Genomic DNA, 23,270 nt, shown 5'->3' on the forward strand with positions numbered 1-23,270 from the left:
CCGCGGTCAAACACCCACTGGGTGACCACCGCACCCCCGGCTGGCGATCCGCTGCCGTCGCGCCCACGGCGCCGCCCAGAAGCTCAACTCAGCCGTCCCGTTGTGCTCGTCGACCCGCGAGAGAGCCACCCCACCGACCAGCTTGCCAGTCGCCTGATCGACCACCGACCAGGTCAGCTCACCTGATTTGGCAGCTGAATTCGCCAGACCTGGAAGCCAGCGCCGCATCTCCCGATCCGCGGATGCCACGGCTAACTCCGGGAGGTCGGCGGCCTCAGGTTTTCGCAAGACAAGGCCATCGGCGATAATCGGAGACTCATTCACCACAATATCCCGTCCGTCGGCGTGCTGACTGTTATAAGCCCAGCAATGCCGAAATCCAACGTTGGGCCGACAACAAAGCCGGGCGGACCCAAACTCGCCTAGACCAGTCGCTGCGATGTATCCATCAAAATCGGCTGTCACAGGCAAGAACGGCCCACCCACTGGTCCACGCCAATTCCGTCAGCGAACGTCCGCGGTTGCTACTGTCAGAACTCGTAGGGCAGCCCCACGTAATTCTCCGCCATACTCCGCCCAGCTGCCTCGGACTCCACCACATATCGCAACTGGGACAGCTGCAACCGCCGCCCGAATCGATCGTCGTCCGGAAATGCGTGCAGCATCGACGTCATCCACCACGAGAAATGCTCCGCTCTCCACACTCGCCGCAAACACGCTCGCGAATAGTCATCGATTAACGCACTTCCCCCACCGCTGAGGAAAACAGTTAAAGCACGAGCTAACAAGCGCACGTCGGCCACCGCGAGGTTCATTCCCTTGGCGCCCGTCGGCGGCACGATGTGCGCGGCGTCGCCGGCCAGGAACAATCGCCCGTACCGCATCGGCTCGACCACGAAACTGCGCATGCCGGCCAACAGTCGATCAACAACGGGCCCTTCCCGTAGGGAAAACTCACTCCCGGCCAGCTCCAGTCGGGCGTGCAGCTCGTCCCACACCCGGCTGTCCGGCCAATCCGCGAGACTTTCGGTGGGTGCGACCTGCAGATACAGCCGAGTCAACTCTGGCGACCGCATGCTGTGCAAGGCGAATCCGCGTTCGTGGTACGCATAAATCAGCTCTTCGTGAGACGGTGGCGTCTTGGCCAGAATTCCCAACCATGCGAACGGATAGAGCCGTTCGTACGCTTGTATCCGGTCGGCAGGGATGCTTCGTCGGCTGACACCGTGAAAACCGTCGCAGCCGGCGACCACGTCACACCGCAGCTCCTGCGGCTTTCCCGCCGCGTCGGTGAAAGTGATCCGCGGCTGATCGCTCGTCAGGTCATGCGGCCGTACGTCGGTGGATGCGAAAAGGATCTGACCCTCGTCGGCCAAGCGCCGCGCGATCAGGTCCTTGACGACCTCCTGCTGGCCGTAAACGGTGATTGTCTTGCCGGTCAGCTCGGTCAATGGCATCCGGTGGTCGGCGCCGTCGAACCGAAGGACGAGCCCGTGGTGCGGCAGCCCTTCGGCATCCATGCGGGCGCCGACGCCGACCTCACGGAGCAGCTCGGCGGTCGGATGCTCCAACACGCCGGCGCGGACCCGCTGTTCGACGTACCCGCGATCACGGGCCTCCACCACCACGGAATCGATGCCGGCCAGGTGCAACAAATGCGCCAACAGCAACCCGGCCGGCCCGGCCCCGATGATCCCCACCTGTGTCCGCACGTACGCCCGCCTTCTCCTCGCTGGTGCGCCCAGCGGTCCACTAGATCTCATCAGGTCCACCGTCGACTGCGGCACCAAAGCCCGCACTCGACGTCGAGTGCGGGATAGAGTCCCGCACTCGACGAAAATCCAGCCGCATCCGCCATCTAAGATCCACTTAGTCGACAAGGGGTGGGACATGCGCGTGGTGATCGCGGGGGCGGGCACGGACAGATCGCGCTGCATCTGGAGCGGCTGCTGGCCGCTCGCGGCGACCAGCCGGTGGGTCTGATCCGGAACCCAGATCACGCGGCTGACCTGCGGGAAGTCGGTGCCGTGCCGGTCGTTCTGGACCTGGAGAACAGCACCGTCGAGCAGGTGGCCGAAGCGGCCGCCGACGCTGACGCGGTGGTGTTCGCCGCCGGTGCCGGACCCAACAGCGGCGCGGCCCGTAAGAACACCGTCGATCGCGACGCGGCGGTCCTGCTCGCGGACGCGGCCGAGGCGGCCGGAGTACGCCGCTATGTGATGGTGTCCTCGTACAATGCGGACAACTACGATCCGGCCTCGACCGACGTTTTCCAGGTCTACCTGCGAGCCAAATCCGAGGCGGACGCCGCCGTGCGCGGCCGCGACCTGGACTGGACGGTCGTACGCCCCGGCAGCCTCACCACCGCGGCCGGGACCGGCGAGATCAGCCTCGGCGACTCGGTGCCGCGCGGTTCGATCTCCCGCGAGGACGTCGCCGCGGTGTTGCTGCACGTCCTGGACTTCCCGGCCACCGTGGGCCGCCAGTTCGAAGTGATCGGCGGGCCGACACCCATCGCGGACGCCGTCGCCAGCTACACCGGCAAACCCTGAACGCGCGTTGTTTCGCTACATTCGACCGCATGTCGACACCCGCGCCGCCCAGCCGCCGGATCTGGTGGATTGTCGCAGCCGCTGCGATCGTGATGCTCCTGGTCTGCGGCGGTGTCGTCGGCGTCGGTCTTTGGGCGGTGAACAAACGCATCACCGCCGCGCAGATAGGCATCCCGCCGCAGGCCGAGCAGGCCGTGACCACCGCGGCGGATCTGATGAGGCGGCTGTTTTCGTACGACTACCGCCATCTCGACGCCGACCTCGCCGCCGGACTCGCTGTCACCACCGGACCTTTTCGCCAGCGGTACGCACAAACGATGGCTCAGATCAAGGCAAGCGCACCGGCCCAGCAAATCGTCATCTCAGCATCGGTCGTCCAGAGCGGCGTTATCTCCTCGCGCGCGCCGGCAGCGCAGACCTGCTCATCTACCTGAACCAGAACGCTACGTCCAAAACCACCCCGGGCAACTTTCTGACCCAATCCCGCATCTGGGCGACTTTGTCTTACCAAAAAGGAAAGTGGCTGATCAGTGACCTGACGACAGACGCGTCCAAATGGCACCCGCCTACCGCCGACTGGCCGAACGCGACGAGCCGCGTGCCGTTGGAAGCGATGCGGACCTGCGCCCTTGCCCTGTTGAAGGTCGACTACCTGACGATCGATGCCGACCTGGCCACGGTCTCACATTGCGCCACCAGCGAGTTCGCCGCCGACTACCGGGCGACGGTGGCCCGGGAACGCCCCCAAATCACCCAGAACCAAATCCGGACGACCGTCGCTGTCTCGACGGTCGCCGCCACCTCGTTGGGCGCCACCACCAGCCAGATAATGATCGCGGCGGACACTATGACGACAACGTCCACCAGCTCGCCGGTCAGCCGGAGCAACCGTTTCTCGGCCACCCTTCGACTGGTGTCCGGATCCTGGCTGGTCGCCAGCGTCAGCACCGTTCCCTAAATGCGGTAGGCCTCGGCGATCGCGCGGCGATGTAGTCAGCGTACGACTGCACCAGCTCCGGAACAGCGATCTGGAGCTGGTTCTCCGCGTTTTTCTCCGCATTCGCCGAGAAGTTGTAGCTGCCGGTAGCACAGACCTGATCGGTGACCAGGATTTTGTTGTGCATGAAGTCGTGCGGCCCGGTCGGGCTGTACGGCGTGGAGTGCTTGGGCACGAGGTGCTGGGTCAGCTTCCTCCAGTCCGCGACGACCGCTTGGTCATGCGGGACTTTGGCCCAGTCCCGAGCGATCGGGTCCATCTGGCCGGCGTCGTAAATGCCGCTGACCGGAACCCCTCGGTCGATCGCGGCGGACAGCGCGGCGAGCACCGAATGGGAGGTGATGACCATGCTGGCGATCACGATCCGCGACCTCGCGCCCTGAATGAGCGTGCACAACTCAGCGTCCAGCTGCGCACCGCCGCCGGGGGCGAAATTCCAGCCCACGGTGCCACCGACCGCGTCGGTGCTGCCGCTTTCGTTCTTGCCGGTGTTCTTGATCGCGCCGGTTGACCACAGGTCCTCGAAATCGGCCAGATAACCGGCCGCGACCGGCACCGACTCCACCTGCAGGATGTTGTTCTCCTGCAACGTCCAGGCATCGTCGGTGAAGTTCGTCGAGCCGGTCCACACCGCCGCCGAATCCCGGATCAGGTATTTGGAATGCATCAGCTGCGGCGCGGCCTTGATCGGCTGGATTTGTACGCTGGTGCCACCGAAATGTTCCTGCACCCAGGAGGCCGTGCCGGGCGGCGCCGGGTCGGCCGCGAGCAGCGCGAAGTCAGCCGCGGTGCCAGCCTCCGGTTTACCCGCGTCATAACCGATCCGGACCCGCACACCCCTTTTTGCCGCGTCGGTGAACGCACCGACGACGGTTGCGGCCAACGCGTCGGACAACCGGAAGTCGTAGATCGCGAGTTCCAGCGAAATCTGGGCGGATGCGATGAAATCGGCGAGCGCCGCGGCGACCGCGGTGGGCTGCCCGGCGGCGCCACCATGGGCGGCGTCGCGAAGGAAAATCGTACCGATGGTCGTACTCATAAGAGGATGGAAGCGCTACCACCAGCAGCCGACAACAAACACAGCGTGAATGTGCCCGTAAGGACGAGTCTTTCCGCCCACCAAACGTAAAAAAATAGCCGTATTACCGGCAGTCAGCCATTAAAGCCAAGAATATTGCATAAAAGACAAGGTCCGAAAACTTCGGTGCGAGCCGAAACGTCGGTGACCTAGTCTCAGCCTCATGATCACCCACCCGCGGCTGAGCACCGCCGCCCCGCTGGCGGCGGCCGGAATCACCGTCTTGCTCTGGGCGTCCGCGTTCGTCGGCATTCGCGGCATCGGCGGCACCTTCTCGGCCGGCCCGCTGGCCCCCGGGAGGAGGCTGCTCATCGGCACCCTCGTGCTCGGCGTTCTGTTGCTGCGGCGTGGTTTCGTCCGGCCCAGCAGGCGTACGCTGCTGCTCATTCTGTTGTCTGGTTTGCTGTGGTTCGGCCTCTACAACGTGGCCCTCAACGCGGCCGAGCGGCACCTGGACGCCGGTACGGCCGCGATGCTCGTCAATGTCGGTCCGGTGGTGCTCGCGATCCTGGCTGGGACATTCCTCAAAGAGGGGTTTCCGCCGCGGCTGCTGATCGGCAGCGGAATCGCGGTCTGCGGCGCGCTGGTGATCGGCACCAGCACAGCCGGCGGCCGGCACGGCGACCTGCTCGGCGTCGGTCTCTGCCTGGTCGCCGCGGTGGCGTACGCCGTCGGCGTGACCGCGCAGAAACCGGCACTCAAGGAGCTCCCGGCACTGCAGGTCACCTGGATGGGCTGCGCGATCGGCATGGTCGGCTGCCTGCCGTTCGCGCCGCAACTGTGGACCGAGACCGCGCACGCGTCCGTTGGCGCCATCGCCGGGCTGGTCTATCTCGGGGTCTTCCCGACCGCCGTCGCCTTCACCACCTGGGCGTACGCGCTGGCTCGTACGGACGCCGGCAAACTCGGCGCCACCACGTATCTGGTGCCGCTAGTGGCTGCCCTGTTGTCCTGGGCGGTGCTCAGCGAGGTGCCGGCGCCGCTCGCGCTCGCCGGTGGAGCGCTCTGCCTCACCGGCGTCGCCGTCACTCGGCTGCGCAAGCGACCCGCGCCGGTGCCGATCCTCGCGAAAGAACCCGGTTGACCGGCCTGTCTGATTGACGGCTGGGCACCGGACAGGGCTCCATACAGAGGTGGATGTCGACGGCACCATCGACGAGCTTTACGCGCTGCCCCGCGAGGACTTCATCGCGGCCCGCGCCGCGAAGGTCAAACAGGCCCGCACCCAGGGCGACGAGCTGGGCGCCAAACGGCTCAGCCGGCTGCGCAAGCCATCGGTCGCGGCCTGGCTGGCCAACCAGCTGGCTCGCGAGCATCCGGCCGAGATCGGCGAGCTGCTGGAGCTCGGCGGGCACCTGCGCCGGGCGCACGCCCGGTTGGACGGCCGGCAGCTGCAGCAGCTGTCCAAGGACCGCCAGCGGCAGGTCCAGGGCCTGCGCAAACTCGGCCAGGCCCTGGCGGGTACGAGCGGGCAGCCGGCCAGCGAGGCGACGCTGCGCCAACTCGAAGAGAGCCTGGTCGCCGCGCTGGCCGATCCGGAGGCGGCTGAGGCTCTGCGCGCCGGCCGGTTGGAGTCGGCCGGCGCCGGCCAAACCGAATGGCCGGCCTCGTTGGTAGCTCTCGCCCCGCTCGCCGCCGAAAAAGCGCCGGCCACTGAGAAACCGCCGACCACCTTGCGGCCGGCCGCTGAGCGGCGCAAGCCCGCGGACGGCCCCTCTCAGCAGCAGCGCGAACGGCTTGCCACGGCCCAAAAAGCGGCCGAACACGCGAGCACCGCGGTGGATGTGGCCCGGATCGCGGCCGACGAGGCCGTCCAAGGCGCCGAGGAAGCCGCCGCGGACGTCGACCGGCTTCGTCAGGAGTTGCAGGCCGCGCGGGAGGCGCAGGCCCAGGCCGCACAGGACGCCGACACCGCTCGCCGCTCACTGCGACAGGCCGAGCGCGCCGATCAGGCCGCCGACCGGGAGCTGCGGGCAGCTGAGCTGGCCGTCCGGGCCAGCGGCGGCTGATCGTGATGCCAGCGCGCAAACTTGACGAATACCGCCGAAAACGCGACCCCGCCCGTACGCCCGAACCGATCCCGGCGAACGACAAAGCGCTGCCCAGCGGCAACGACGACACCTTCGTGATCCAGGAACACCACGCCCGCCGGCTGCACTGGGACGTACGCCTGGAGCGCGGTGGCGTGCTGGTCTGCTGGGCCGTGCCGCGCGGTCTGCCGGCCGAACCGGGCAGCATCCGACTGGCCGTGCACACCGAGGACCATCCGCTGGAATACGCCACGTTTTCTTTCTGGCGATATCCCGCATGGCGAATACGGCGGCGGGCGGATGTTCATCTGGGACCGCGGCACGTACGAGACAGTGAAGTGGAGCCCAACCGAGGTTTCGGTGGTGCTGCACGGAGAAAAGGGTGGACGGCCGGTACGTCTTCTTCACCGGCGGGAAAAGTCGGGACACCAAGGACTGGATGGTCCGCCGGTCCGACCCGCCCCGGCGGGCTGGCTGGGAGCCGCTGCCGGAGACCCACACCGCGATGCGGGCCACCCGCGGCCAGTTGCCCGCCGATCCGGACCACTGGGCGTACGAGTTCGGCTGGGACGGCCTGCGGGCGCTCGGCCGGGTCACCGGCGGCCGGTTGGACCTGTTCTCCGAGACCGGTGAGACGATCCCGGGTTTTCCGGACGTACGAGCGAAAAGCGAGTGGATGGGCAGCACCGAGGGGTGGCTGGACGGCGAGCTGGTGGCGCTGGTCGGCGGCCGGCCGGACCGGGCGGCGCTGGATCGCCGGCTGGAGGTCACCGACGAGCGGCGGGCCCGGCAGTTCGCCAAGGACCTGCCAGTCACGTACCTGGTCTACGACCTCCTGCACCTGGACGGGAAGTCGACCCTGAAGCTGCCGTACGAGCGGCGGCGGGAGCTGTTGGAAGCGCTGCCGATCGGCAAGGCCGGCTGGCAACTGGCGCCGAGTTTCCCGGCCGCCGCCGAGCCGGTGCTGACCGCGGCCCGCGAACAGCGGATGCCCGGCGTTGTCGCCAAACGCCTGGACTCCCCGTACAACCCCGGCCAACGCACCCGCAAGTGGATCGAAGTCCACCTTTGAGCGTCGAATGCGCGGGATCTGTTTCGATGTCTCCCACGAGAGGCGCCCGTGACGAGGTGCCGGCACCGAAAGGCGAAGCATGAAATACATGCTGCTGATCTACAGCAACCCGGCGACCTGGGCACACCCGATGTTCCTGCACCAGGACGAGGAGCTGACCGAACGCGACCGGGCGAGCCGACTGGCGGGCTTTCGAAGCGCTCCTGGAAGACATCCACAGCTCCGGCGAGCTGATCGACTCGGCCGCGCTCGCCGACCCGAGCACCAGCCGGATCGTACGATTGAAGGACGGCGTCGAGGAAGCCACCGACGGCCCGTTCGCGGAGGCGAAGGAACAGCTCGCCGGCTATTTCGTGATCGACTGTGAGAACGTCGAGCGAGCCACCGAGGTGGCGGCGCGTTTCCCGGACGCGAAGTTCGCCGGGGTGGAGGTCAGGCCGATCATGGAGCCATGCGGCATGGAGATGTGACCCAGGAGCGTCGGATCGAGGACCTGCTGCGCGAGTTGGCGCCGCAGGTCCTTGGCGCGCTGATCCGCCGGTACGGCCAGTTCGACGCCTGCGAGGACGCCGTCCAGGAGGCGTTGCTCGCCGGCGCGACGCAGTGGGCCGAGAAAGGCGTCCCGGAGAGCCCGCGGGGCTGGCTGATCACCGTCGCGGCCCGCCGGATGACCGACCAGATCCGCAGCGAGACGGCCCGGCAGCGGCGCGAACTGACGGTCGCCGCGATGGCGCCGACCCAGGACCTGCTCGCGCCGGCTTCGGACGACAAGCCGGCCAACGATCGCGACGACACTCTTACCCTGCTGTTTCTGTGCTGCCATCCGGCCTTGTCGCCGGCCTCGCAGGTCGCGCTGACCCTGCGCGCGGTCGGCGGCCTGACCACCGGCGAGATCGCGAGTGCGTTCCTGGTGCCGGAGTCGACCATGGGCCAGCGGATCAGCCGCGCCAAACAGAAGATCAAGGCCGCCGGCGCCCGTTTCCAGCTGCCGCCGGCCGCCGAGCGCACCGAGCGGCAACGAGTCGTCCTGCACGTTCTCTACCTGATTTTCAACGAGGGCTACACGGCGAGCTCAGGCAAAGACCTGCACCGCACCGAACTCACCGCGGAGGCCATCCGGCTGGCCCGGGCCGTACGGGTGCTGCTGCCGGCGGACGGCGAGGTCAGCGGCCTGCTCGCGCTGATGCTGCTCACCGATGCCCGGCGGCCGGCCCGGACCCGCCCGGACGGCACCCTGGTCCCGCTGGCCGAGCAGGACCGCGGGCGCTGGAATGCCGACGCCATCAAGGAAGGCGTCGACCTGCTGACCCGTACGCTCACCGCCGCGCCCCTCGGGCCGTACCAGCTGCAGGCCGCCATCGCGGCCGTCCACGACGAGGCCGGCACCGCGCAGGACACCGACTGGCCACAGATCGTCGCTCTCTACCAACTGCTCGAACGCGTCGCGCCGAACCCCATGGTCACGCTCAACCACGCTGTCGCGGTCGCGATGGTGCACGGCCCGCGGGCCGGCCTCGCCCTGCTGGAGCCGCTGGACGGCGACACCCGGCTCACCGAACACCACCGCCTCGACGCCGTACGAGCGCACCTGTACGAGATGGCCGGCGACCACATCGAGGCCCTGCGGCTCTACCAGCAGGCCGCGCGACGCACGACCAGCATCCCCGAACAGCTCTACCTCGAAGGCAGGGCCGCTCGGTTGGCCCCGACCACCGGTGACCTGCGCCATACCGGCGAGATTGGTGTTTGACTTTGAGCGCACTCACAGTTCTAGGGTCGTACCCGTGACCACGACAGAGCTCCTGAACACGATGATCGACCGGGCCAGCAACGACGGTCTTCCCGACCTCGCCGAGATCCTCGCGTGCACCCTCAACCTGGACGACGCGCCGGAACTCCCGCTGGCGGTCGGACAGGTGGCTGAGCTGCTCAACATGTCGAGCCACACCCTGCGCTACTACGAACGGATCGGTCTGGTCACCGTCGACCGCACCAGCTCCGGGCACCGGCAATATGACCTGGAGGCCATCGGCCGGGTCCTTTTCATCACCCGCCTGCGCCTGTCCGGCATGTCCATAAGTGACATCACGGACTACATCGCACTGGTCGAGACGGGCGACTCCACCGTTGACGAGCGGTTGGCGTTGCTCTGTCGGCACCGCGACAAGATCCGCCGCCAGCTGGAGGAACTGAAGTTCACCATGGCCGTGATCGACTACAAGATCACCGTGTACGGCGGCACCCGCTCCGACTGACACCTCTCACCAAGACTCACTCACCGCTCCAAGGAAGGCTTTGCCATGCCAGAAAACACCCGGAACCTGCGCGATCTCCAGGTCTCCCCCCTCGGCCTCGGTTGCATGGGGATGAGCTTCGCGTACGGGCCCGGCGACCGGAACGAGTCGCTGGCGACCCTGAACCAGGCCATCGATGACGGTGTCACGTTGCTCGACACCGCCGACATGTACGGCAACGGCGAGAACGAACGGCTGCTCGCGGAGGTGCTGCGTACTCGCCGTGACGAGGTCAGGATCGCCACCAAGTTCGGCATCGTCATGGACGAGAACGGCCAGGTCACCGGCATCGACGCCAGCCCGGCGTACGCGGCTCGTTCGGTCGACGCCTCGCTGCGCCGGCTCGGCGTCGACACGATCGACCTTTACTACCTGCACCGCGTCGACTCGGTCACCCCGATCGAGGAGACCGTCGCCGCGATGGCCGAGATGGTACGGGCCGGCAAGGTCCGTCACCTCGGCCTGTCCGAGGCCTCGGCGACCACGCTGCGCAGGGCGAACGCGGTGCACCCGATCAGCGCCGTACAGACCGAGTGGTCGATCTTCAGCCGAGACATCGAGGCCGAGGTGCTGCCGGCGGCCCGTGAGCTCGGCATCGGCGTGGTGCCCTACAGCCCGCTCGGCCGGGGCCTGCTGACCGGCGCGGCGGCGGCCGCCCATGACCTCGCCGACGACGACTTCCGCCGTACGCTGCCCCGCTGGGACGCGGCGAACCTGGATGCCAACCTCGCGCTCGTGCAGCGGATCCGGGCCATCGCGGACCAGGTCGGCGGCACGCCTGGTCAGGTCGCACTGGGCTGGCTGCTCGCCCAGGGCACCGACGTGGTGCCGATCCCGGGCACCAAGCGTCGCTCGTACCTGACCGAGAATCTCGGCGCCGTGGACATCGCGCTGAGTGCCGAGCAGCTGGCCGAGCTCTCCAGCCTCACCCCGGCCGGCGACCGCTACCGCGACATGGGCCGGGTCAAGGGCGAATCCGTCTCGGCCTGATCCACCGGCGAACCGTCGAGCGCGCTCGACGGTTCGCTGCGTACATATGTTCGAGAGATCGGGTACGCTCGGACCGTGCTGCAGACGAGCCTTTTCGATGACATCGGGGTCGGGCTGGGATCGCTGGACCGGATCAGGCGCACCGAGCTGACCCGAGGCGCCTGGGTGGACGTGCTGCCCGGCTGGCTGACCGGCGCGGACGAGCTGTTCTCGCGGCTCGCCGCCGAAGTGCCCTGGCAGGCCGAGCGCCGCCGGATGTATGACCGGGTGGTCGACGTGCCGCGGCTGCTCTGCTTCTACGACGAGCCGGCGCCCCTGCCCGACCCGGTGCTGGCCGCCGCCAGGTCCGCGCTCAGCCGGCACTACGCCGACGAGTTGGGCGAGCCGTTCCGACGGCCGGGCTCTGTTACTACCGAGACGGCAAGGACAGCGTGGCCTGGCACGGCGACACCATCGGCCGCGGCCGTACGCAGGACACCATGGTCGCCATCGTCTCGGTCGGCGCGCCGCGGACCCTGGCTCTACGGCCGAAAGGCGGCGGGGGCATCGTTCGGCACGCCCTTGGGCACGGTGACCTTATTACTATGGGCGGCTCCTGCCAGCGGAGCTGGGAGCACGCCATCCCGAAAACCGCGCAGCCGGTCGGGCCGCGCATCAGCATTCAGTTCCGCCCGCGTGGAGTCCGCTGAGGCTCCCATCATGTGGACCGCTTCGGCCACGATTCCCACCTGGTGGACCATGTGCAGGCGGACGTGGGACACCCGCTCTCCTTATTCCTGGATGGCGGGCACTCGGACACCAGTGAACAGCGCGTGCCGCCGCAGGGTGAAGCCCAAAGACTCGTAGAGCCGGATGGCGGTTGTGTTGGTGGCACCGGTGTGCAGGAAGGGCGTCGTCACCTCGCTCCCGGATCACCGCGGCGACCGCCTTGACCAGCCGGCCGCCGAGCCCACGTCCGCGGTAGGCCGGGTCCGTACACACCGCGCTGACCTCCGTCCAGCCGGGCGGCCGGAGCCGCTCGCCGGCCATCGCCACCAGCGCCCCGTTGTGCCGGATGCCCAGGTACGTGCCGAGTTCCACGGTCCGCGCCCGGAATGGTCCTGGGTCCGTACGAGCCACCAGGTCGAGCATCTCAGGCACGTCCTCCAGCCCGAGCCTGACCGCCTCAGTGTCCGGTTCGGCGGCGACGGACGTGTCCACCAGCTGCACTCCGGAGATCTGGAAGACCTGCTCCCACGACACCGGGGCGGGCTCAAGGATGCCGGGCAACACGGCTACTTGGCCGGCGCCGACCAGCGCGGCCAGGTCTTGCCAGCAGGCCTCGTCGCGGTTGTCTTCCAGCGACACGAAAGGCGAGACCTCGGACAGATAACGCGCGGCCCGCCCATACACCTGCGCCACGCCGCGATGCGGGCCCGTCAAAGCACCCCAGCCGGGGTTGTCCAGCGGATGTGTCCCGACCTCATCGACCACCCGCGCTCATCCAACCGCCCTCCGCAGACTTCGCCTCAATCCAGTGGAACGTCGTCCCACCGGCTCTTGATTCCAGATGTCGGCCTTCCCACCTCAAGATCGAGGTTTCCTCGGGGCCGGCGGTTGGGCAGACTCCGTACGACCACCCATTTTCTGCCGAAAGGGGCACCGCATGCCCAAGGTCTATGCGAGCGCGATCGTGCCGGCTGACGCCGATCAGGTCTGGCGGCTCGCCGGTGACTTCAACGGACTCGCGAGCTGGCATCCGGCCATCGCCGACAGCAGGCTCACCGCTGGGGATGCCTCGTCGATCGGCGCGGTACGGGAGCTGAAGACCCCGGACGGCGGCCTCATCGAGGAGGAGCAGATCGCCCGGGATGAGCGGAATCGTACGTACACGTACACCTTCACGCAGAGCCCCTTTCCGGTCCGCAGCTACGTCTCGGTCTTCCGGGTCGCCCCGGTGACTGCCACCAACCAGGCCTTCGTGGAGTGGTCCGCGGTGTACGACGCCGAAGCCGCCGACGAGGCCGCGATGAACGAGCTCTTCGGGGAACGGCGTCTTCGGCGGCGGGCTGGCCGCCCTGGTCAAGCGGTTCAGCGCTGCTTAGACCGGCTGCCGTGAGCTGCGGCGGTTTGTCACTCCAGCCTCAGCTCCGATCAGTAGTCACATCCGCATCGGCGTTCGGCCCGCGGTCAAACCACCGGGTCGCCGGCGAAGGCGGCTCGTACGATCGCGGTCAGGTCGGCCTCGGTGACCGGCCGCGCGTTGTCGGAGTAGTCCTTCTCCAGCAACAGTTTCACCGCCCGGTCGACGTCTTCGGCAGACAGTCCGATGTCGCGTAGGGCTCGGGGCGTACCGAGCCGCCCGGTCAGCGCCCAAAGCCCAGCCGGCGCTGACTGGGTCCCCAACGCCGCGGCGATCGTACGCATCACCTCCGGGACCGCGAGTTCGTTGAACGCGACCACGTATGGCAGCACGATGGTGTGAGTCTCGGCGTGCGGCAGGTCGAAAGCGCCACCGAGGACGTGGCAGATCCGGTGATGCAGGCCAGACCCGGTGGTCGCGAAGGCCGCGCCAGCCAGGTACGCGCCGTAGAGCGCACCCGATCGCGCCTCCAGGTCACCGCCGTCCGCCACCACCGCCGGCAGGCTGCCGGCCAGCGTCCGGATGCCTTCGGCCGCCATCAGGGTGGTGATCGGACTGGCGGCCGGCACCCACATCGCCTCGACGCAGTGCGCCAGCGCGTTCACCCCGCTCGGCGCGGCGATCGCCGGCGGCAACGACAGCGTCAGCTCCGGGTCGTAAATCACCGTCGCCGGCTGTACGGCCGGGTCCCGGCCGGTGGTTTTGCGCCCGTCCTCGGTGAGGCCCCAGACCGGCGTCATCTCCGAGCCCGCGTACGTGGTGGGCACCGGCCACGATCGGCACCGGCCGGACCAGCGCGATCGCCTTCGCGGTGCCGATGGCGGACCCGCCGCCGACGCACACCACACAGTCCGCGGCCAGCTCGGCCGCCATCTCCCGGGCCGCCGCGGCAACCTCGATCGGGACATGCTGGCGTACGTCGGTGAAGCGGCCGACCAGCCGATCGCCGAGCGGACGGACCAACTGGTCGACCAACCGCTGGTCGCGGTTCGACGCGACGACCAGGACCCGGTGGCCACCGACCCGGTCCGTCTCAGCGGCGAGCTGGCTGGCCGTACCGGCGCCGAAAACGACCCGCCCTGGCAGTGCCTCGTAAGTAAAGTTTCTCGACATTCGTGACTTCCTGTCGTCGACCCTTCACCCATCATCCACGGAGGTAGCGGCCTTGGCCGCCAACGGACGATAACGACCGGTCTCCCTCGCTGCCCATTACCACGAAAGATCGACTTAGGCTATCCATGCTTGTGTGACCTAAACGACAGCGGTAGCTTCAGTCGATCTTGCTCCCACCATCTGGGACGTGGTATTGGTGCCTGCGTACGGGATCGACAGCAGCCAGGTGAGAAGGCTGTTCGAACGTCGCGAGGCACCGCTACGGACCTTGGCCGGCACCGCCGACCAGGTCGCGAGGACCTGCCACGCGATGAGCCTGCGCTTTCACCGAGGCGGCAAACTGGTGGTTTTCGGCAACGGCGGACCGAGTACGGACGCCCAGCACCTGGCCGTCGAGTTCGTCCATCCGGTGATCGTCGGCAAGCGCGCCCTGCCGGCGATCTCGTTGACCTCGGACGTTGCCACCCTCACCGGAATCGCCAACGACAAAGGGATCGACGAGGTCTTCGCGCACCAGATCGACTACCTGGCCGAGCCGGCTGACATCGCCCTCGGGCTGTCGTCCGACGGCAACTGCGGCAACGTGCTGCGCGGGCTCCGGGAAGCGCGTGATCGCGGCTTGCTCACCATTGGCATGGGGGCGCGGGCGGCGGCTCCGTCGCGGCCGAGCCGGGCCTGGACCACGTCCTGATCGCCGACTCGCCGGACCCGCGGGTCGTGAAAGAAGTGCACGTCACGACGTATCACATCCTTTGGGAGCTGGTGCACGTGTTCTTCGAACGCCCAGGTGTCCTCCCGCCGGCGGTGATGACCGGATGACCGACACACCAGGTGGCTGTCCGACCCCTCCTCCCCCGGCCCTGACCTCGCCACCCATCCCAAGAGCTCCGGTCTGCTACGACGACGTCTGCATCACCTGCTCCGACCAGGCCGTCGCGGTCACCGTGGTCGAACTACTGCCTGACGAGCTGGCCGTGGTGGACACCGGCGTCAGCCATGAAGAAGTCAGCGTCGCGCTGGTGAGCGCCCGCGTCGGCGATACGATTTTGGTGCACGCGAAGGAAGCCATCGCGGTCATCGATCCCAGCCAGGCAGCACCGGCCGCGGTCGGAGGTGATCTCCGGTGACCAGCAACGGGCATTTCCGGAACGGCAGCGCCAGCAATGGCGCGCATCCGACCGACGCGCTGTATCCGTTCCTCTCATCGGGGGCCAGTGATCTGCAGGCGGTGCTCCGGGAGGTCAGTCAGTCCACTGTGGACAAGACCGAGGAGATCATCGCGCTGCGGGAAACGGTGCTGGCGCAGGACGGTGACCGGCTGGTCGAATGCGCCGCGGCGATGGCCGCAGCGTTCGGCGCGGGCGGGCGGCTGTTGTCCTTCGGCAATGGCGGAAGTTCCACCGATGCCCAGGAAGTCGCGAGCCTCTTCCTGAGCCCAGGCGGAAAATCCCGGCCGCTGCCGGCCTTCAGCCTCACCAATGACATCGCAGTGGTGACCGCGCTGTCCAACGACATCGGGTTCGACGTGGTCTACGCCCGGCAGATTGCCGCTTTCGGGCGTAAGGCCGACATCGCCGTCGGACTTTCCACGAGTGGTAACTCCGACAACCTGTTGCGTGCCTTCGACGAGGCGCAGCGGCGAGGAATCCTCACCGTCGGAATCGCCGGCTACACAGGCGGAAAGATGGCCGAGCTGAACAGCATCGACTACCTCTTCGTCGTACCGTCCGCTTCCGTGCACCGGATCCAGGAAGCGCAGACCACGATTTACCACGCGCTGTGGGAACTCACTCTCGCGGCCTTCGACGCCCAGGCCGTCGCGGACCGCACCGTCGCCAGCTCCGAGTCAATCACCATGGGGCCGACCAAATTCTAAGGAGCGTGCGCCGTGACAACTGCGACCGCCAAGCCTGACGCCGCGCCACCCCAGGAGGAAGAGGCGCCTATCCACATTCTGTGGATCAACGCGGGACTGAGCTGCGACGGCGACTCCGTGGCGCTCACCGCCGCGACCCAGCCCAGCATCGAGGAGATCGTGCTCGGCGCGCTTCCTGGGCTGCCCAAGATCGCGGTGCACTGGCCGCTGATCGACTTCGAGTGCGGTCCCGAGCAGGGCGCGGACAACTTCATCGAGTGGTTCCACAAGGCCGACGCGGCGAGCTGGAACCGTTCGTGCTGGTCATCGAGGGCTCGATCCCGAACGAGGCGATCAAGTCCGAGGGCTATTGGTGCGGCTTTGGCAACAACCCGGCCACCGGACAGCCGATGACCACCAGCGAGTGGCTGGACCGGCTCGCGCCCAAGGCGCTCGCGGTGATGGCCATCGGTACGTGCGCCACCTACGGCGGAATCCACGCTATGGCCGGAAACCCGACCGGCGCGATGGGCGTACCGGACTATCTGGGCTGGGACTGGAAGTCCAAGGCCGGCATCCCGATCGTGTGCGTACCAGGCTGCCCGACCCACCCGGACAACCTGTCCGAGACCATCCTCTACCTGCTTTACATGGCCACCGGCCAGGCGCCGATGATCCCGCTGGACGACCAGCTGCGTCCGCAGTGGCTGTTCGGCGCGACCGTCCACGAAGGCTGCGACCGGGCCGGCTACTACGAGCAGGGCGACTTCGCGACCGAGTACGGCTCCCCCAAGTGCCTGGTGAAACTCGGCTGCTGGGGTCCGGTGGTCAAGTGCAATGTGCCCAAGCGCGGCTGGATCAACGGCGTCGGCGGCTGCCCGAACGTCGGCGGCATCTGCATCGGCTGCACGATGCCCGGCTTCCCGGACAAGTTCATGCCGTTCATGGACGAGCCGCCCGGCGGCAAGCTCTCGTCGGCGGCGAGTACGGCTTACGGCGGCTTCATCCGGAAACTGCGCACGATCACCACGAACACCCTGAACAAGGAACCGAAGTGGCGGGAAAAGGGGCGCACCCTCAAGACCGGCTACAAGGCGACCACGTTCTAGCCCGTACGCGTTTACAGGAAGGCACTGACAAATGACATCCTCAACGCGGTCGGGCAAGAGCAGCAAGTCCGACTCCAACCTGATGGAAATGAACTGGGATCCGATCACCCGGATCGTCGGCAGCCTTGGCATCTACACCAAGATCGACTGGGCCGCCAAGCGGGTAGTGGAATGCCACAGCACGTCGTCGGTGTTCCGCGGCTACAGCATTTTCATGAAGGGCAAGGATCCCCGGGACGCGCATTTCATCACCAGCCGGATCTGCGGCATCTGTGGTGACAACCACGCGACCTGCTCGGTGTACGCGCAGAACATGGCCTACGGCGTGAAACCACCAAATCTCGGTGAGTGGATCATCAACCTCGGCGAGGCTGCCGAATACATGTTCGACCACAACATCTTCCAGGAGAACCTGGTCGGCGTTGACTACTGCGAGAAGATGGTCGCCGAGACCAACCCGGGCGTGCTGGAACTGGCCAGGCACACCGAGGCGCCGCACGCCGAGGACCACGGCTACAAAACCATCGCGGACATCATGAAGTCGCTGAACCCGCTGGAAGGCGAGTTCTACCGGGAGGCCCTGCGGGTCAGCCGGGAAACCCGCGAGATGTTCTGCCTGATGGAAGGCCGGCACGTCCACCCGTCCACGCTCTACCCGGGCGGCGTCGGCACCGTAGCGACCATCCAGCTCTTCACCGACTACCTCACCCGGTTGATGCGGTATGTCGAGTTCATGAAGCGCTGTCTGCCCATGCACGACGACCTCTTCGACTTCTTCTACCAGGCCATGCCCGGCTACGAGCAGGTCGGCCAGCGGCGAATTCTGTTGAACTGCTGGGGAAGCCTGAACGACCCGGAGTACTGCGACTTCAAGTACGAGAACATGGCCATGTGGGGCCGCAAGATGTTCGTCACGCCGGGCATCGTGGTCGACGGCAAGCTCGTCACCAACAACCTGGTCGACATCAACCTGGGCATCCGGATCCTGCTCGGCAGCTCGTACTACGACGACTGGGAGGGTCAGGAGACGTTCGTTTCCCATGACCCGCTCGGAAATCCGGTCGACCGTCGACACCCGTGGAACCAGCACACCATTCCGCGGCCGGCCAAGCGCGACTTCGACAGCAAATACTCGTGGACCATGTCGCCGCGCTGGTTCGATGGCAAGGACTACCTGGCGATGGACACCGGCGGCGGCCCCATCGCGCGCCTGTGGTCCACGGCGCTCTCCGGCCTGGTCGACATCGGTGGGTACGTGAAGGCCACCGGCCACAGCGTCGTCATCAACCTTCCCCGGTCCGCGACAAAGCCGGAGAAGACGTTCGAGTGGAAGATCCCGCAGTGGAGCAACGCGATTGAGCGTAACCGCGCCCGGACCTATTTCCAGGCGTACTGCGCGGCCGCGGCGGTCTATTTCATCGAGCAGGCGATGGCCGAGATCCGAGCCGGGCACACCAAAACCTGGGAGAAGTTCGACGTACCGAAGGACGCCATCGGCTGCGGCTTCACCGAGGCGGTACGCGGCGTGCTGTCGCACCACATGGTGATCCGCGACGGCAAGATCGCGAACTACCACCCGTATCCGCCGACCCCGTGGAACGGCAGCGTCCGGGACGTTTACGGAACCCCTGGCCCGTACGAGGACGCGGTGCAGAACACACCGATCTTCGAGGAGAACCCGCCGGACAAGTTCAAGGGCATCGACATCATGCGCGCGGTCCGCAGTTTCGACCCGTGCCTGCCCTGTGGCGTACACATGTACACCGGCGAAGGCAGGACGGTGAAGAAGCTGCTGCACACGCCGCACGCCTTCAACTCCGGGGGATAACCGGCGTCCGCGCGTTCCGGCCATCCGTCCCACCACAACTCGACGAAGGACTGCCGAATGACGCAGGTAGACGGCAAAGAACTCCCGACCGAGGACGTGGCCGCGCGGATCGAGGAATTGCTCGTACGGTTGGATTCGGCGACGGATCCGACCGTACGGGCCACCGCGGAGGAACTCGTCCGTACCCTGATCCAGTTCTATGGCAGCGGCCTGGAACGCATCATGGAACTGGTCTTCGAGGACGACGTGGTCGCCGAGTCGGTGGTGCCCAAGTTCGTCGGTGACAAGCTGGTCGGCAGCATTCTGGTCCTGCACGACCTGCATCCGTCCACGACCGAAGAACGGGTTGTCGAGGCGCTGGAGCGCGGGTACGCCCGTACCTGGGTTCGCATTCTGGCGGTGTCGAGCTGCTGGGGGTGGACGCGGAGGCCGGCATTGTTTTCCTGCGGTTGGCGGGCAGTTGCGACGGCTGCCCGTCTTCCACGGTCACCGTGAAACTCGCCATCGAGAAGGCGATTTCCGAGACGGCGCCGGAAATCGTGAAGGTCGAGGTCGAAGGGATGGTCGAGCCGGCTGGCCCGGTCGACGCTGGTGGCCGGAAAATGCTACCGCTTTCCGGGGTGCCACAGGGAAAACTCACCATCCCCGTCCAACAGGAACCGCTGGCCGCATCGGCGCCGGCCTGGGTCGAGGTCGGCGGGCTGTCCGGCCTCGCGCCGGGCAAGGTCACCGCCGCGAAGGTCAGCGGCGTCCACACGGTTGTCTGCAATGTGGGCGGTGACCTGTACGCGTACCGCGACAAGTGCCCGTCCTGCGGTTCCGGGCTGACCCGCGGTGAACTGACCGGTCAAACCCTGCAATGTCCGCGGTGTGGGCACGGTTATGACGTACGCATCGCCGGCCGTGGTACGACGACACCGTCCGATCACCTGGATCCGTTCCCGTTGTTATCCGATGACGGGCATATTCGAGTGGCGGCAACGGCGGCGGCCCGATGACACAGGGCCTTCGACGGTTTATGAAGCTGCCGCCACCGCTGGATCCGGCGGCGGTGGTGGAGAAGTGCGAGATGTGCACCGAGGTTCTCGCCGAAGACCATCCGCACCTGGTCAACGTGGAATCCCGGCAGATCCTCTGTGCCTGCCGGGGTTGCTATTTGTTGTTCACCGCCCGAAATGCCGGCAAGTTCCGGGCCGTACCGGAGCGGTATCGTTACTCTCCCGAACTCGCCGACGGCATCGCTTTCTGGGACTCGATTGGGATCCCAGTCGGGATGGCGTTCTTCTTCACCAGCTCCGCTCAGGAAGCTCCGATCGCGTTCTATCCGAGTCCGGCCGGTGCCACCGAGTCACTGCTGACGATGGAAATGTGGGACGAGGTGCTGACCGCCAACCCTGCCTTCAAAGACGTCACGGAGGACGTCGAGGCATTGTTGATGCGGCGCACCGAAAGCGGTGTCGAGTGCTATCTGGTGCCTATCGACAGCTGCTACGGGCTGGTTGGGCTGGTCAAGGTGAACTGGCGCGGCTTCGACGGCGGCACCGAGGCTCGGGACAAAATCGACGCCTTCTTCGAGAACCTGCGCGGTCGCTCGGATCTCATTCCAGTGGATGGCCACGATGGCTGACCTGATCTTCGAGTGCGTCGACGCTCAGCCGGACAAGTACGGCGTGAGTCCCACGCTGCTTTTCAAGCTGCGCATCACCGATCCGGACGGTCAGCCGGTGCATGCCATCGCGTTGCGCTGCCAGCTCCGGATCGAGCCGCAGCGCCGGCGCTACGACGAGGAAGAAGGCGAGCTGCTCGGCACCCTGTTCGGCGACCGGTCGCGGTGGGGCGACACACTCAAGCCGATCCAGTTCGCCTGCTGTGCTGCTGTCGGTCTTGGTGCCGAGTTTCACCGGCAGCACCGAGATCGACGTGCCGGTGCCATGCACGTACGACATGGATGTGACCGCGGGAAGCTATTTCCACGCGCTCCAGGACGGTGTCGTGCCGCTGGTTTTCCTGTTCAGCGGCACCATTTTCGGTAAGGGCGGCGCCAAGGGCTTCTCGGTCAGCCAGGTGCCGTGGCATCAGGAGGCGAATTTCCGGCTGCCGGTCAAGACCTGGAAGGAGCTGATGGACCGGTATTTCCCGGACACCAGCTGGCTCCGGGTCCGCCGGGACACTCTCGACGCGCTGCTCAAATACAACGCGGTGCACGCGCTGCCCGGCCTCGACGCGGTCATCACCTCGCTTTTGGAGCAGAGTTCTTTGAAGCAGGGCGGGGAGAAGACGCCATGACCGACCGGTTCGCCTCAGCCAAGGCCATTGCTGACACCGTTCTCTACGAGGGCTATCTGCTCTACCCGTATCGAGCGTCCGCGGCGAAAAACCAGGCGCGCTGGCAGTTCGGCGTACTGATGCCTCCTGGTTTCGCCTCCCCCGTCCGCGGCGAATACGACACGTGTCAGTGCGAATGTCTTGCCGAGCCGGGCAAGGATGCCGATCTTGAGGTGCTCGTACGATTCCTGCGGCTGCAGCAGCGCACCGCGCAGGCCCTTCGACCTGGCGATGTCTATGAGGACGTGCCGTCGCTTTATGCCGCCGAGGGTGAAATCACCACGTGGGTCGAGGCCGTCGCCGAAGAGGTCAGCGTCAAGATCCCGGTCGCCGACCTTATTGCCGCCGATTCGACGACCGCATTGGACGTGCCGTACGGGCAGGAAAGCGAACCGCTGCGTTCCGCGGAAGGCGAACTCGTTGGCCGGGTCGTACGCTCACGGGCGGCGCTGCACGGTGAGCTGCGACTGCACGCCGAGGAACTGGACGGCCCGTTCGGTGGCGTGAAAATCCACGCGGAGATCCGTAACACGACGCCGTGGCAGCATCCGAACCCGTACCGGGACGCGGCCTTACACGCGGCTTTTGTTGCCACCCATGCCCTGATCGGCGTTTCCAGCGGAGCTTTCCTGTCTCTGCTCGATCCGCCGGAGTGGGCGAAGGTCGCCGTCCAAGAGTGCACGAACGTACGCTGCTGGCCCGTCTTGTTAGGTGCAGGCGACGCCGTGATGGCCTCCCCCATCATTCTTTACGACTTCCCCACCATCGCGCCGGAAAGCCCTGCGGATCTGTTCGACGGAACAGAAATCGATGAGATCCTGACCCTTCGTACGATGGCCATGACGGACGAGGAAAAGCGGCAGGCAAGGGCGACCCGCGCCGCGCGCGCGCTCGCGCGCTCGTCGACCGGGTCGACTCGATGCCGGGTGAGTTGTTGGAGCGACTGCACGGCACAGTTCGTTATCTGCGTGGCGTGACCGGCGAGCCGGACGCGCCGATTGAGCTTCGGGAGCTCACCGACGACCCCACCTTGAATGGCGGGCGTGAGTTGGATCCGGGACCGGCATTCACCACCGACGCCCCCTGGTGGAATCCGGAGGCGGACAGCTCGGTCGATCCGGACACCGACGCGGTGGTCATCAACGGGGGGGTGGAGGTCCGCCGCGGCAGCAAGGTCGTGCTCCGGCCCGGAGCCCGCCGTACGGACGCGCAGGACATGTTCCTCGCCGGAATGGTGGCCACCGTCCAAGCGGTCGTGCTGGACGTGGATGGCGAGCAGTACATGGCTGTGTCGCTCGACGACGACCCGGCCGCGGACCTGCAGACCAGCCACGGCCGGTTCCGCTATTTCTTCCCGGACGAGGTCGAGCCGTACACCGCCGTGGAAGAGTCGCGATGACGGCTCGAGTGCTGGTTGCGGGTGTCGGCAACATTTTCCTGAACGACGACGGATTCGGCGTCGAGGTGGTCCGGCGGCTGGCCGCCGAAACGTTGCCCGACTGGGTCGACGTCGCCGACTACGGCATTCGCGGCATGCACCTCGCGTACGACGTGACCAGTCGCGGCGACGGGCTGGAGACCATGATCCTGGTCGATGCCATGGCCCGCGGCGAAAAGCCGGGCACCGTCAGCGTGCTGGAGGTCGATCCGGAACGGCCGGCGGACTATGTTCTGCCGTCCAGCCCGATCGACGCGCACGGAATGCAGCCGGATGTCGTTTTGGATTTGATTACCCTGCTCGGCGGCAAAAAGCCGGGCGGGTGTTGGTGGTTGGTTGTGAACCGGCCGAACTCGAACCGGAAATCGGGCTCACCCCGGCGGTCGCCGCCGCGGTGCCCGGCGCGGTCGAGGCGGTCAAAGGACTCATTCGCGAACACGACGGCAGTGACCGTCGGCTGAATGCCG

The 23,270-nt window shown here is 66.8% G+C and carries 25 protein-coding genes and 6 pseudogenes; 26 read left to right on the top strand and 5 right to left on the bottom strand.

The features are described from left to right. Positions 1-6: 6 nt before the first annotated feature. Positions 7-324, bottom strand: coding sequence for a GNAT family N-acetyltransferase (locus GNX96_RS20305; RefSeq protein ID WP_163569299.1), 318 nt, complete (start codon positions 322-324; stop codon positions 7-9). A gap of 206 nt (positions 325-530) precedes the next feature. Then, entirely contained in the window at positions 531-1,712 is a 1,182-nt protein-coding gene (locus GNX96_RS20310; RefSeq protein WP_279580965.1) for a 4-hydroxybenzoate 3-monooxygenase, read from the bottom strand. 178 nt (positions 1,713-1,890) lie between these two features. Between GNX96_RS20310 and GNX96_RS20315 the strand changes: the two are divergent. From GNX96_RS20315 to GNX96_RS20325, 3 genes and pseudogenes are all read left to right on the top strand, one after another. Next, a pseudogene (locus GNX96_RS20315) lies at positions 1,891-2,552 on the top strand (NAD(P)H-binding protein). A gap of 29 nt (positions 2,553-2,581) precedes the next feature. Further along, complete coding sequence (locus GNX96_RS20320; protein WP_163569301.1) at positions 2,582-2,986, top strand: hypothetical protein; 405 nt, start codon at positions 2,582-2,584, stop codon at positions 2,984-2,986. Positions 2,987-3,165: 179 nt separating this feature from the next. After that, positions 3,166-3,510, top strand: coding sequence for a hypothetical protein (locus tag GNX96_RS20325; RefSeq protein WP_163569302.1), 345 nt, complete (start codon positions 3,166-3,168; stop codon positions 3,508-3,510). Here the strand turns inward: GNX96_RS20325 and GNX96_RS20330 are convergent. Continuing rightward, positions 3,494-4,588 (bottom strand): phospholipase D-like domain-containing protein, encoded by a 1,095-nt coding sequence (locus GNX96_RS20330; protein WP_163569303.1) that lies wholly within the window; start codon positions 4,586-4,588, stop codon positions 3,494-3,496. The genes GNX96_RS20325 and GNX96_RS20330 overlap by 17 nt on opposite strands. Before the next feature lie 202 nt (positions 4,589-4,790). Here GNX96_RS20330 and GNX96_RS20335 point away from each other — a divergent pair, with 202 nt between their 5' ends. The 9 genes and pseudogenes from GNX96_RS20335 (at position 4,791) to GNX96_RS20370 (ending at position 11,702) form a co-directional block, all read left to right on the top strand. Further along, positions 4,791-5,711 carry a DMT family transporter gene (locus tag GNX96_RS20335; protein ID WP_163569304.1) on the top strand — a complete coding sequence of 307 codons (921 nt, stop codon included), beginning with the start codon at positions 4,791-4,793 and terminating at the stop codon, positions 5,709-5,711. A gap of 49 nt (positions 5,712-5,760) precedes the next feature. Then, positions 5,761-6,636 (top strand): hypothetical protein, encoded by an 876-nt coding sequence (locus tag GNX96_RS20340; RefSeq protein WP_163569305.1) that lies wholly within the window; start codon positions 5,761-5,763, stop codon positions 6,634-6,636. A 5-nt stretch (positions 6,637-6,641) separates the two neighbouring features. Continuing rightward, positions 6,642-6,854: pseudogene (locus GNX96_RS53495) on the top strand (DNA polymerase ligase N-terminal domain-containing protein); the annotation flags it as partial. Positions 6,855-7,039: 185 nt separating this feature from the next. Beyond that, entirely contained in the window at positions 7,040-7,729 is a 690-nt protein-coding gene (locus GNX96_RS53500) for an ATP-dependent DNA ligase (protein ID WP_279580930.1), read from the top strand. A gap of 203 nt (positions 7,730-7,932) precedes the next feature. Then, complete coding sequence (locus tag GNX96_RS20350) at positions 7,933-8,199, top strand: YciI family protein (protein ID WP_279580966.1); 267 nt, start codon at positions 7,933-7,935, stop codon at positions 8,197-8,199. Further along, a complete protein-coding gene (locus GNX96_RS20355; protein ID WP_279580931.1) occupies positions 8,196-9,479 on the top strand; it encodes a sigma-70 family RNA polymerase sigma factor in 1,284 nt (427 codons plus the stop codon). The genes GNX96_RS20350 and GNX96_RS20355 overlap by 4 nt, the downstream gene beginning before the upstream one ends. Before the next feature lie 34 nt (positions 9,480-9,513). Further along, complete coding sequence (locus GNX96_RS20360) at positions 9,514-9,984, top strand: MerR family transcriptional regulator (RefSeq protein WP_279580932.1); 471 nt, start codon at positions 9,514-9,516, stop codon at positions 9,982-9,984. 45 nt (positions 9,985-10,029) lie between these two features. Further along, entirely contained in the window at positions 10,030-11,013 is a 984-nt protein-coding gene (locus GNX96_RS20365; RefSeq protein WP_163569307.1) for an aldo/keto reductase, read from the top strand. 78 nt (positions 11,014-11,091) lie between these two features. Then, positions 11,092-11,702, top strand: a pseudogene (locus tag GNX96_RS20370) (alpha-ketoglutarate-dependent dioxygenase AlkB). On the opposite strand, the gene GNX96_RS67280 reads toward GNX96_RS20370, so the two are convergent. Further along, a complete protein-coding gene (locus GNX96_RS67280) occupies positions 11,668-12,486 on the bottom strand; it encodes a GNAT family N-acetyltransferase (protein ID WP_313885723.1) in 819 nt (272 codons plus the stop codon). The pseudogene GNX96_RS20370 and the gene GNX96_RS67280 sit on opposite strands and share 35 nt — an antisense overlap. A gap of 172 nt (positions 12,487-12,658) precedes the next feature. On the opposite strand from GNX96_RS67280, the gene GNX96_RS20380 reads away from it, so the two are divergent. After that, entirely contained in the window at positions 12,659-13,111 is a 453-nt protein-coding gene (locus GNX96_RS20380; RefSeq protein ID WP_279580933.1) for an SRPBCC family protein, read from the top strand. Between the two features lie 71 nt (positions 13,112-13,182). Here GNX96_RS20380 and GNX96_RS20385 read toward each other — a convergent pair. After that, a pseudogene (locus GNX96_RS20385) lies at positions 13,183-14,248 on the bottom strand (maleylacetate reductase). A 196-nt stretch (positions 14,249-14,444) separates the two neighbouring features. On the opposite strand from GNX96_RS20385, the gene GNX96_RS20390 reads away from it, so the two are divergent. The 13 genes and pseudogenes from GNX96_RS20390 to GNX96_RS20440 all read left to right on the top strand — a co-directional run bounded on the left by GNX96_RS20390 (position 14,445) and on the right by GNX96_RS20440 (position 23,264). Beyond that, on the top strand, positions 14,445-14,939 hold the full coding sequence (locus tag GNX96_RS20390; RefSeq protein WP_390624077.1) for a D-sedoheptulose-7-phosphate isomerase: 495 nt from the start codon (positions 14,445-14,447) through the stop codon (positions 14,937-14,939). 124 nt (positions 14,940-15,063) lie between these two features. Then, positions 15,064-15,375 (top strand): HypC/HybG/HupF family hydrogenase formation chaperone, encoded by a 312-nt coding sequence (locus GNX96_RS20395; RefSeq protein ID WP_163569308.1) that lies wholly within the window; start codon positions 15,064-15,066, stop codon positions 15,373-15,375. Then, on the top strand, positions 15,372-16,124 hold the full coding sequence (locus tag GNX96_RS20400; RefSeq protein ID WP_163569309.1) for a D-sedoheptulose-7-phosphate isomerase: 753 nt from the start codon (positions 15,372-15,374) through the stop codon (positions 16,122-16,124). The genes GNX96_RS20395 and GNX96_RS20400 overlap by 4 nt, the downstream gene beginning before the upstream one ends. A 12-nt stretch (positions 16,125-16,136) precedes the next feature. Continuing rightward, positions 16,137-17,212 (top strand): annotated as a pseudogene (locus GNX96_RS20405) (NADH-quinone oxidoreductase subunit B family protein). Positions 17,213-17,243: 31 nt separating this feature from the next. Then, positions 17,244-19,040 (top strand): nickel-dependent hydrogenase large subunit, encoded by a 1,797-nt coding sequence (locus GNX96_RS20410; RefSeq protein ID WP_163569310.1) that lies wholly within the window; start codon positions 17,244-17,246, stop codon positions 19,038-19,040. A 57-nt stretch (positions 19,041-19,097) separates the two neighbouring features. Continuing rightward, positions 19,098-19,535, top strand: coding sequence for a polysaccharide deacetylase family protein (locus GNX96_RS20415; protein WP_163569311.1), 438 nt, complete (start codon positions 19,098-19,100; stop codon positions 19,533-19,535). Then, positions 19,457-20,038: a NifU family protein gene (locus GNX96_RS20420; protein WP_163569312.1), complete on the top strand. Its 582-nt coding sequence runs from the start codon at positions 19,457-19,459 to the stop codon at positions 20,036-20,038. The genes GNX96_RS20415 and GNX96_RS20420 overlap by 79 nt, the downstream gene beginning before the upstream one ends. After that, positions 20,035-20,667 carry a DUF5947 family protein gene (locus tag GNX96_RS20425; protein WP_163569313.1) on the top strand — a complete coding sequence of 211 codons (633 nt, stop codon included), beginning with the start codon at positions 20,035-20,037 and terminating at the stop codon, positions 20,665-20,667. Before GNX96_RS20420 ends, GNX96_RS20425 begins: the two co-directional genes overlap by 4 nt. After that, a pseudogene (locus GNX96_RS64225) lies at positions 20,660-20,848 on the top strand (DUF6084 family protein); the annotation flags it as partial. The gene GNX96_RS20425 and the pseudogene GNX96_RS64225, both read left to right, overlap by 8 nt. 79 nt (positions 20,849-20,927) lie before the next feature. After that, positions 20,928-21,326, top strand: coding sequence for a DUF6084 family protein (locus tag GNX96_RS53515; RefSeq protein WP_279580935.1), 399 nt, complete (start codon positions 20,928-20,930; stop codon positions 21,324-21,326). Further along, positions 21,323-22,342: a hypothetical protein gene (locus GNX96_RS20435; RefSeq protein ID WP_279580936.1), complete on the top strand. Its 1,020-nt coding sequence runs from the start codon at positions 21,323-21,325 to the stop codon at positions 22,340-22,342. Before GNX96_RS53515 ends, GNX96_RS20435 begins: the two co-directional genes overlap by 4 nt. Then, positions 22,285-22,764: a hypothetical protein gene (locus tag GNX96_RS53520; RefSeq protein ID WP_279580937.1), complete on the top strand. Its 480-nt coding sequence runs from the start codon at positions 22,285-22,287 to the stop codon at positions 22,762-22,764. The genes GNX96_RS20435 and GNX96_RS53520 overlap by 58 nt, the downstream gene beginning before the upstream one ends. Then, on the top strand, positions 22,761-23,264 hold the full coding sequence (locus GNX96_RS20440; RefSeq protein ID WP_279580938.1) for a hydrogenase maturation protease: 504 nt from the start codon (positions 22,761-22,763) through the stop codon (positions 23,262-23,264). Before GNX96_RS53520 ends, GNX96_RS20440 begins: the two co-directional genes overlap by 4 nt. Positions 23,265-23,270: the final 6 nt, after the last annotated feature.

Source organism: Fodinicola feengrottensis (genome assembly GCF_010993775.1).
In the GTDB taxonomy this organism is placed as follows: domain Bacteria; phylum Actinomycetota; class Actinomycetes; order Mycobacteriales; family HKI-0501; genus Fodinicola; species Fodinicola feengrottensis.

What these genes read in the sequence shown, in the direction of transcription:
- GNX96_RS20395 (WP_163569308.1), top strand. Translation starts at nt 15,064, where the DNA reads ATGACCGACACACCAGGTGGCTGTCCGACCCCTCCTCCCCCGGCCCTG.
- GNX96_RS20335 (WP_163569304.1), top strand. Translation starts at nt 4,791, where the DNA reads ATGATCACCCACCCGCGGCTGAGCACCGCCGCCCCGCTGGCGGCGGCC.
- GNX96_RS20440 (WP_279580938.1), top strand. Translation starts at nt 22,761, where the DNA reads ATGACGGCTCGAGTGCTGGTTGCGGGTGTCGGCAACATTTTCCTGAAC.
- GNX96_RS20410 (WP_163569310.1), top strand. Translation starts at nt 17,244, where the DNA reads ATGACATCCTCAACGCGGTCGGGCAAGAGCAGCAAGTCCGACTCCAAC.
- GNX96_RS20380 (WP_279580933.1), top strand. Translation starts at nt 12,659, where the DNA reads ATGCCCAAGGTCTATGCGAGCGCGATCGTGCCGGCTGACGCCGATCAG.
- GNX96_RS20320 (WP_163569301.1), top strand. Translation starts at nt 2,582, where the DNA reads ATGTCGACACCCGCGCCGCCCAGCCGCCGGATCTGGTGGATTGTCGCA.
- GNX96_RS20435 (WP_279580936.1), top strand. Translation starts at nt 21,323, where the DNA reads ATGACCGACCGGTTCGCCTCAGCCAAGGCCATTGCTGACACCGTTCTC.
- GNX96_RS20425 (WP_163569313.1), top strand. Translation starts at nt 20,035, where the DNA reads ATGACACAGGGCCTTCGACGGTTTATGAAGCTGCCGCCACCGCTGGAT.
- GNX96_RS20325 (WP_163569302.1), top strand. Translation starts at nt 3,166, where the DNA reads ATGCGGACCTGCGCCCTTGCCCTGTTGAAGGTCGACTACCTGACGATC.
- GNX96_RS20365 (WP_163569307.1), top strand. Translation starts at nt 10,030, where the DNA reads ATGCCAGAAAACACCCGGAACCTGCGCGATCTCCAGGTCTCCCCCCTC.
- GNX96_RS20330 (WP_163569303.1), bottom strand. Translation starts at nt 4,588, where the DNA reads ATGAGTACGACCATCGGTACGATTTTCCTTCGCGACGCCGCCCATGGT.
- GNX96_RS20415 (WP_163569311.1), top strand. Translation starts at nt 19,098, where the DNA reads ATGACGCAGGTAGACGGCAAAGAACTCCCGACCGAGGACGTGGCCGCG.
- GNX96_RS53520 (WP_279580937.1), top strand. Translation starts at nt 22,285, where the DNA reads ATGCCGGGTGAGTTGTTGGAGCGACTGCACGGCACAGTTCGTTATCTG.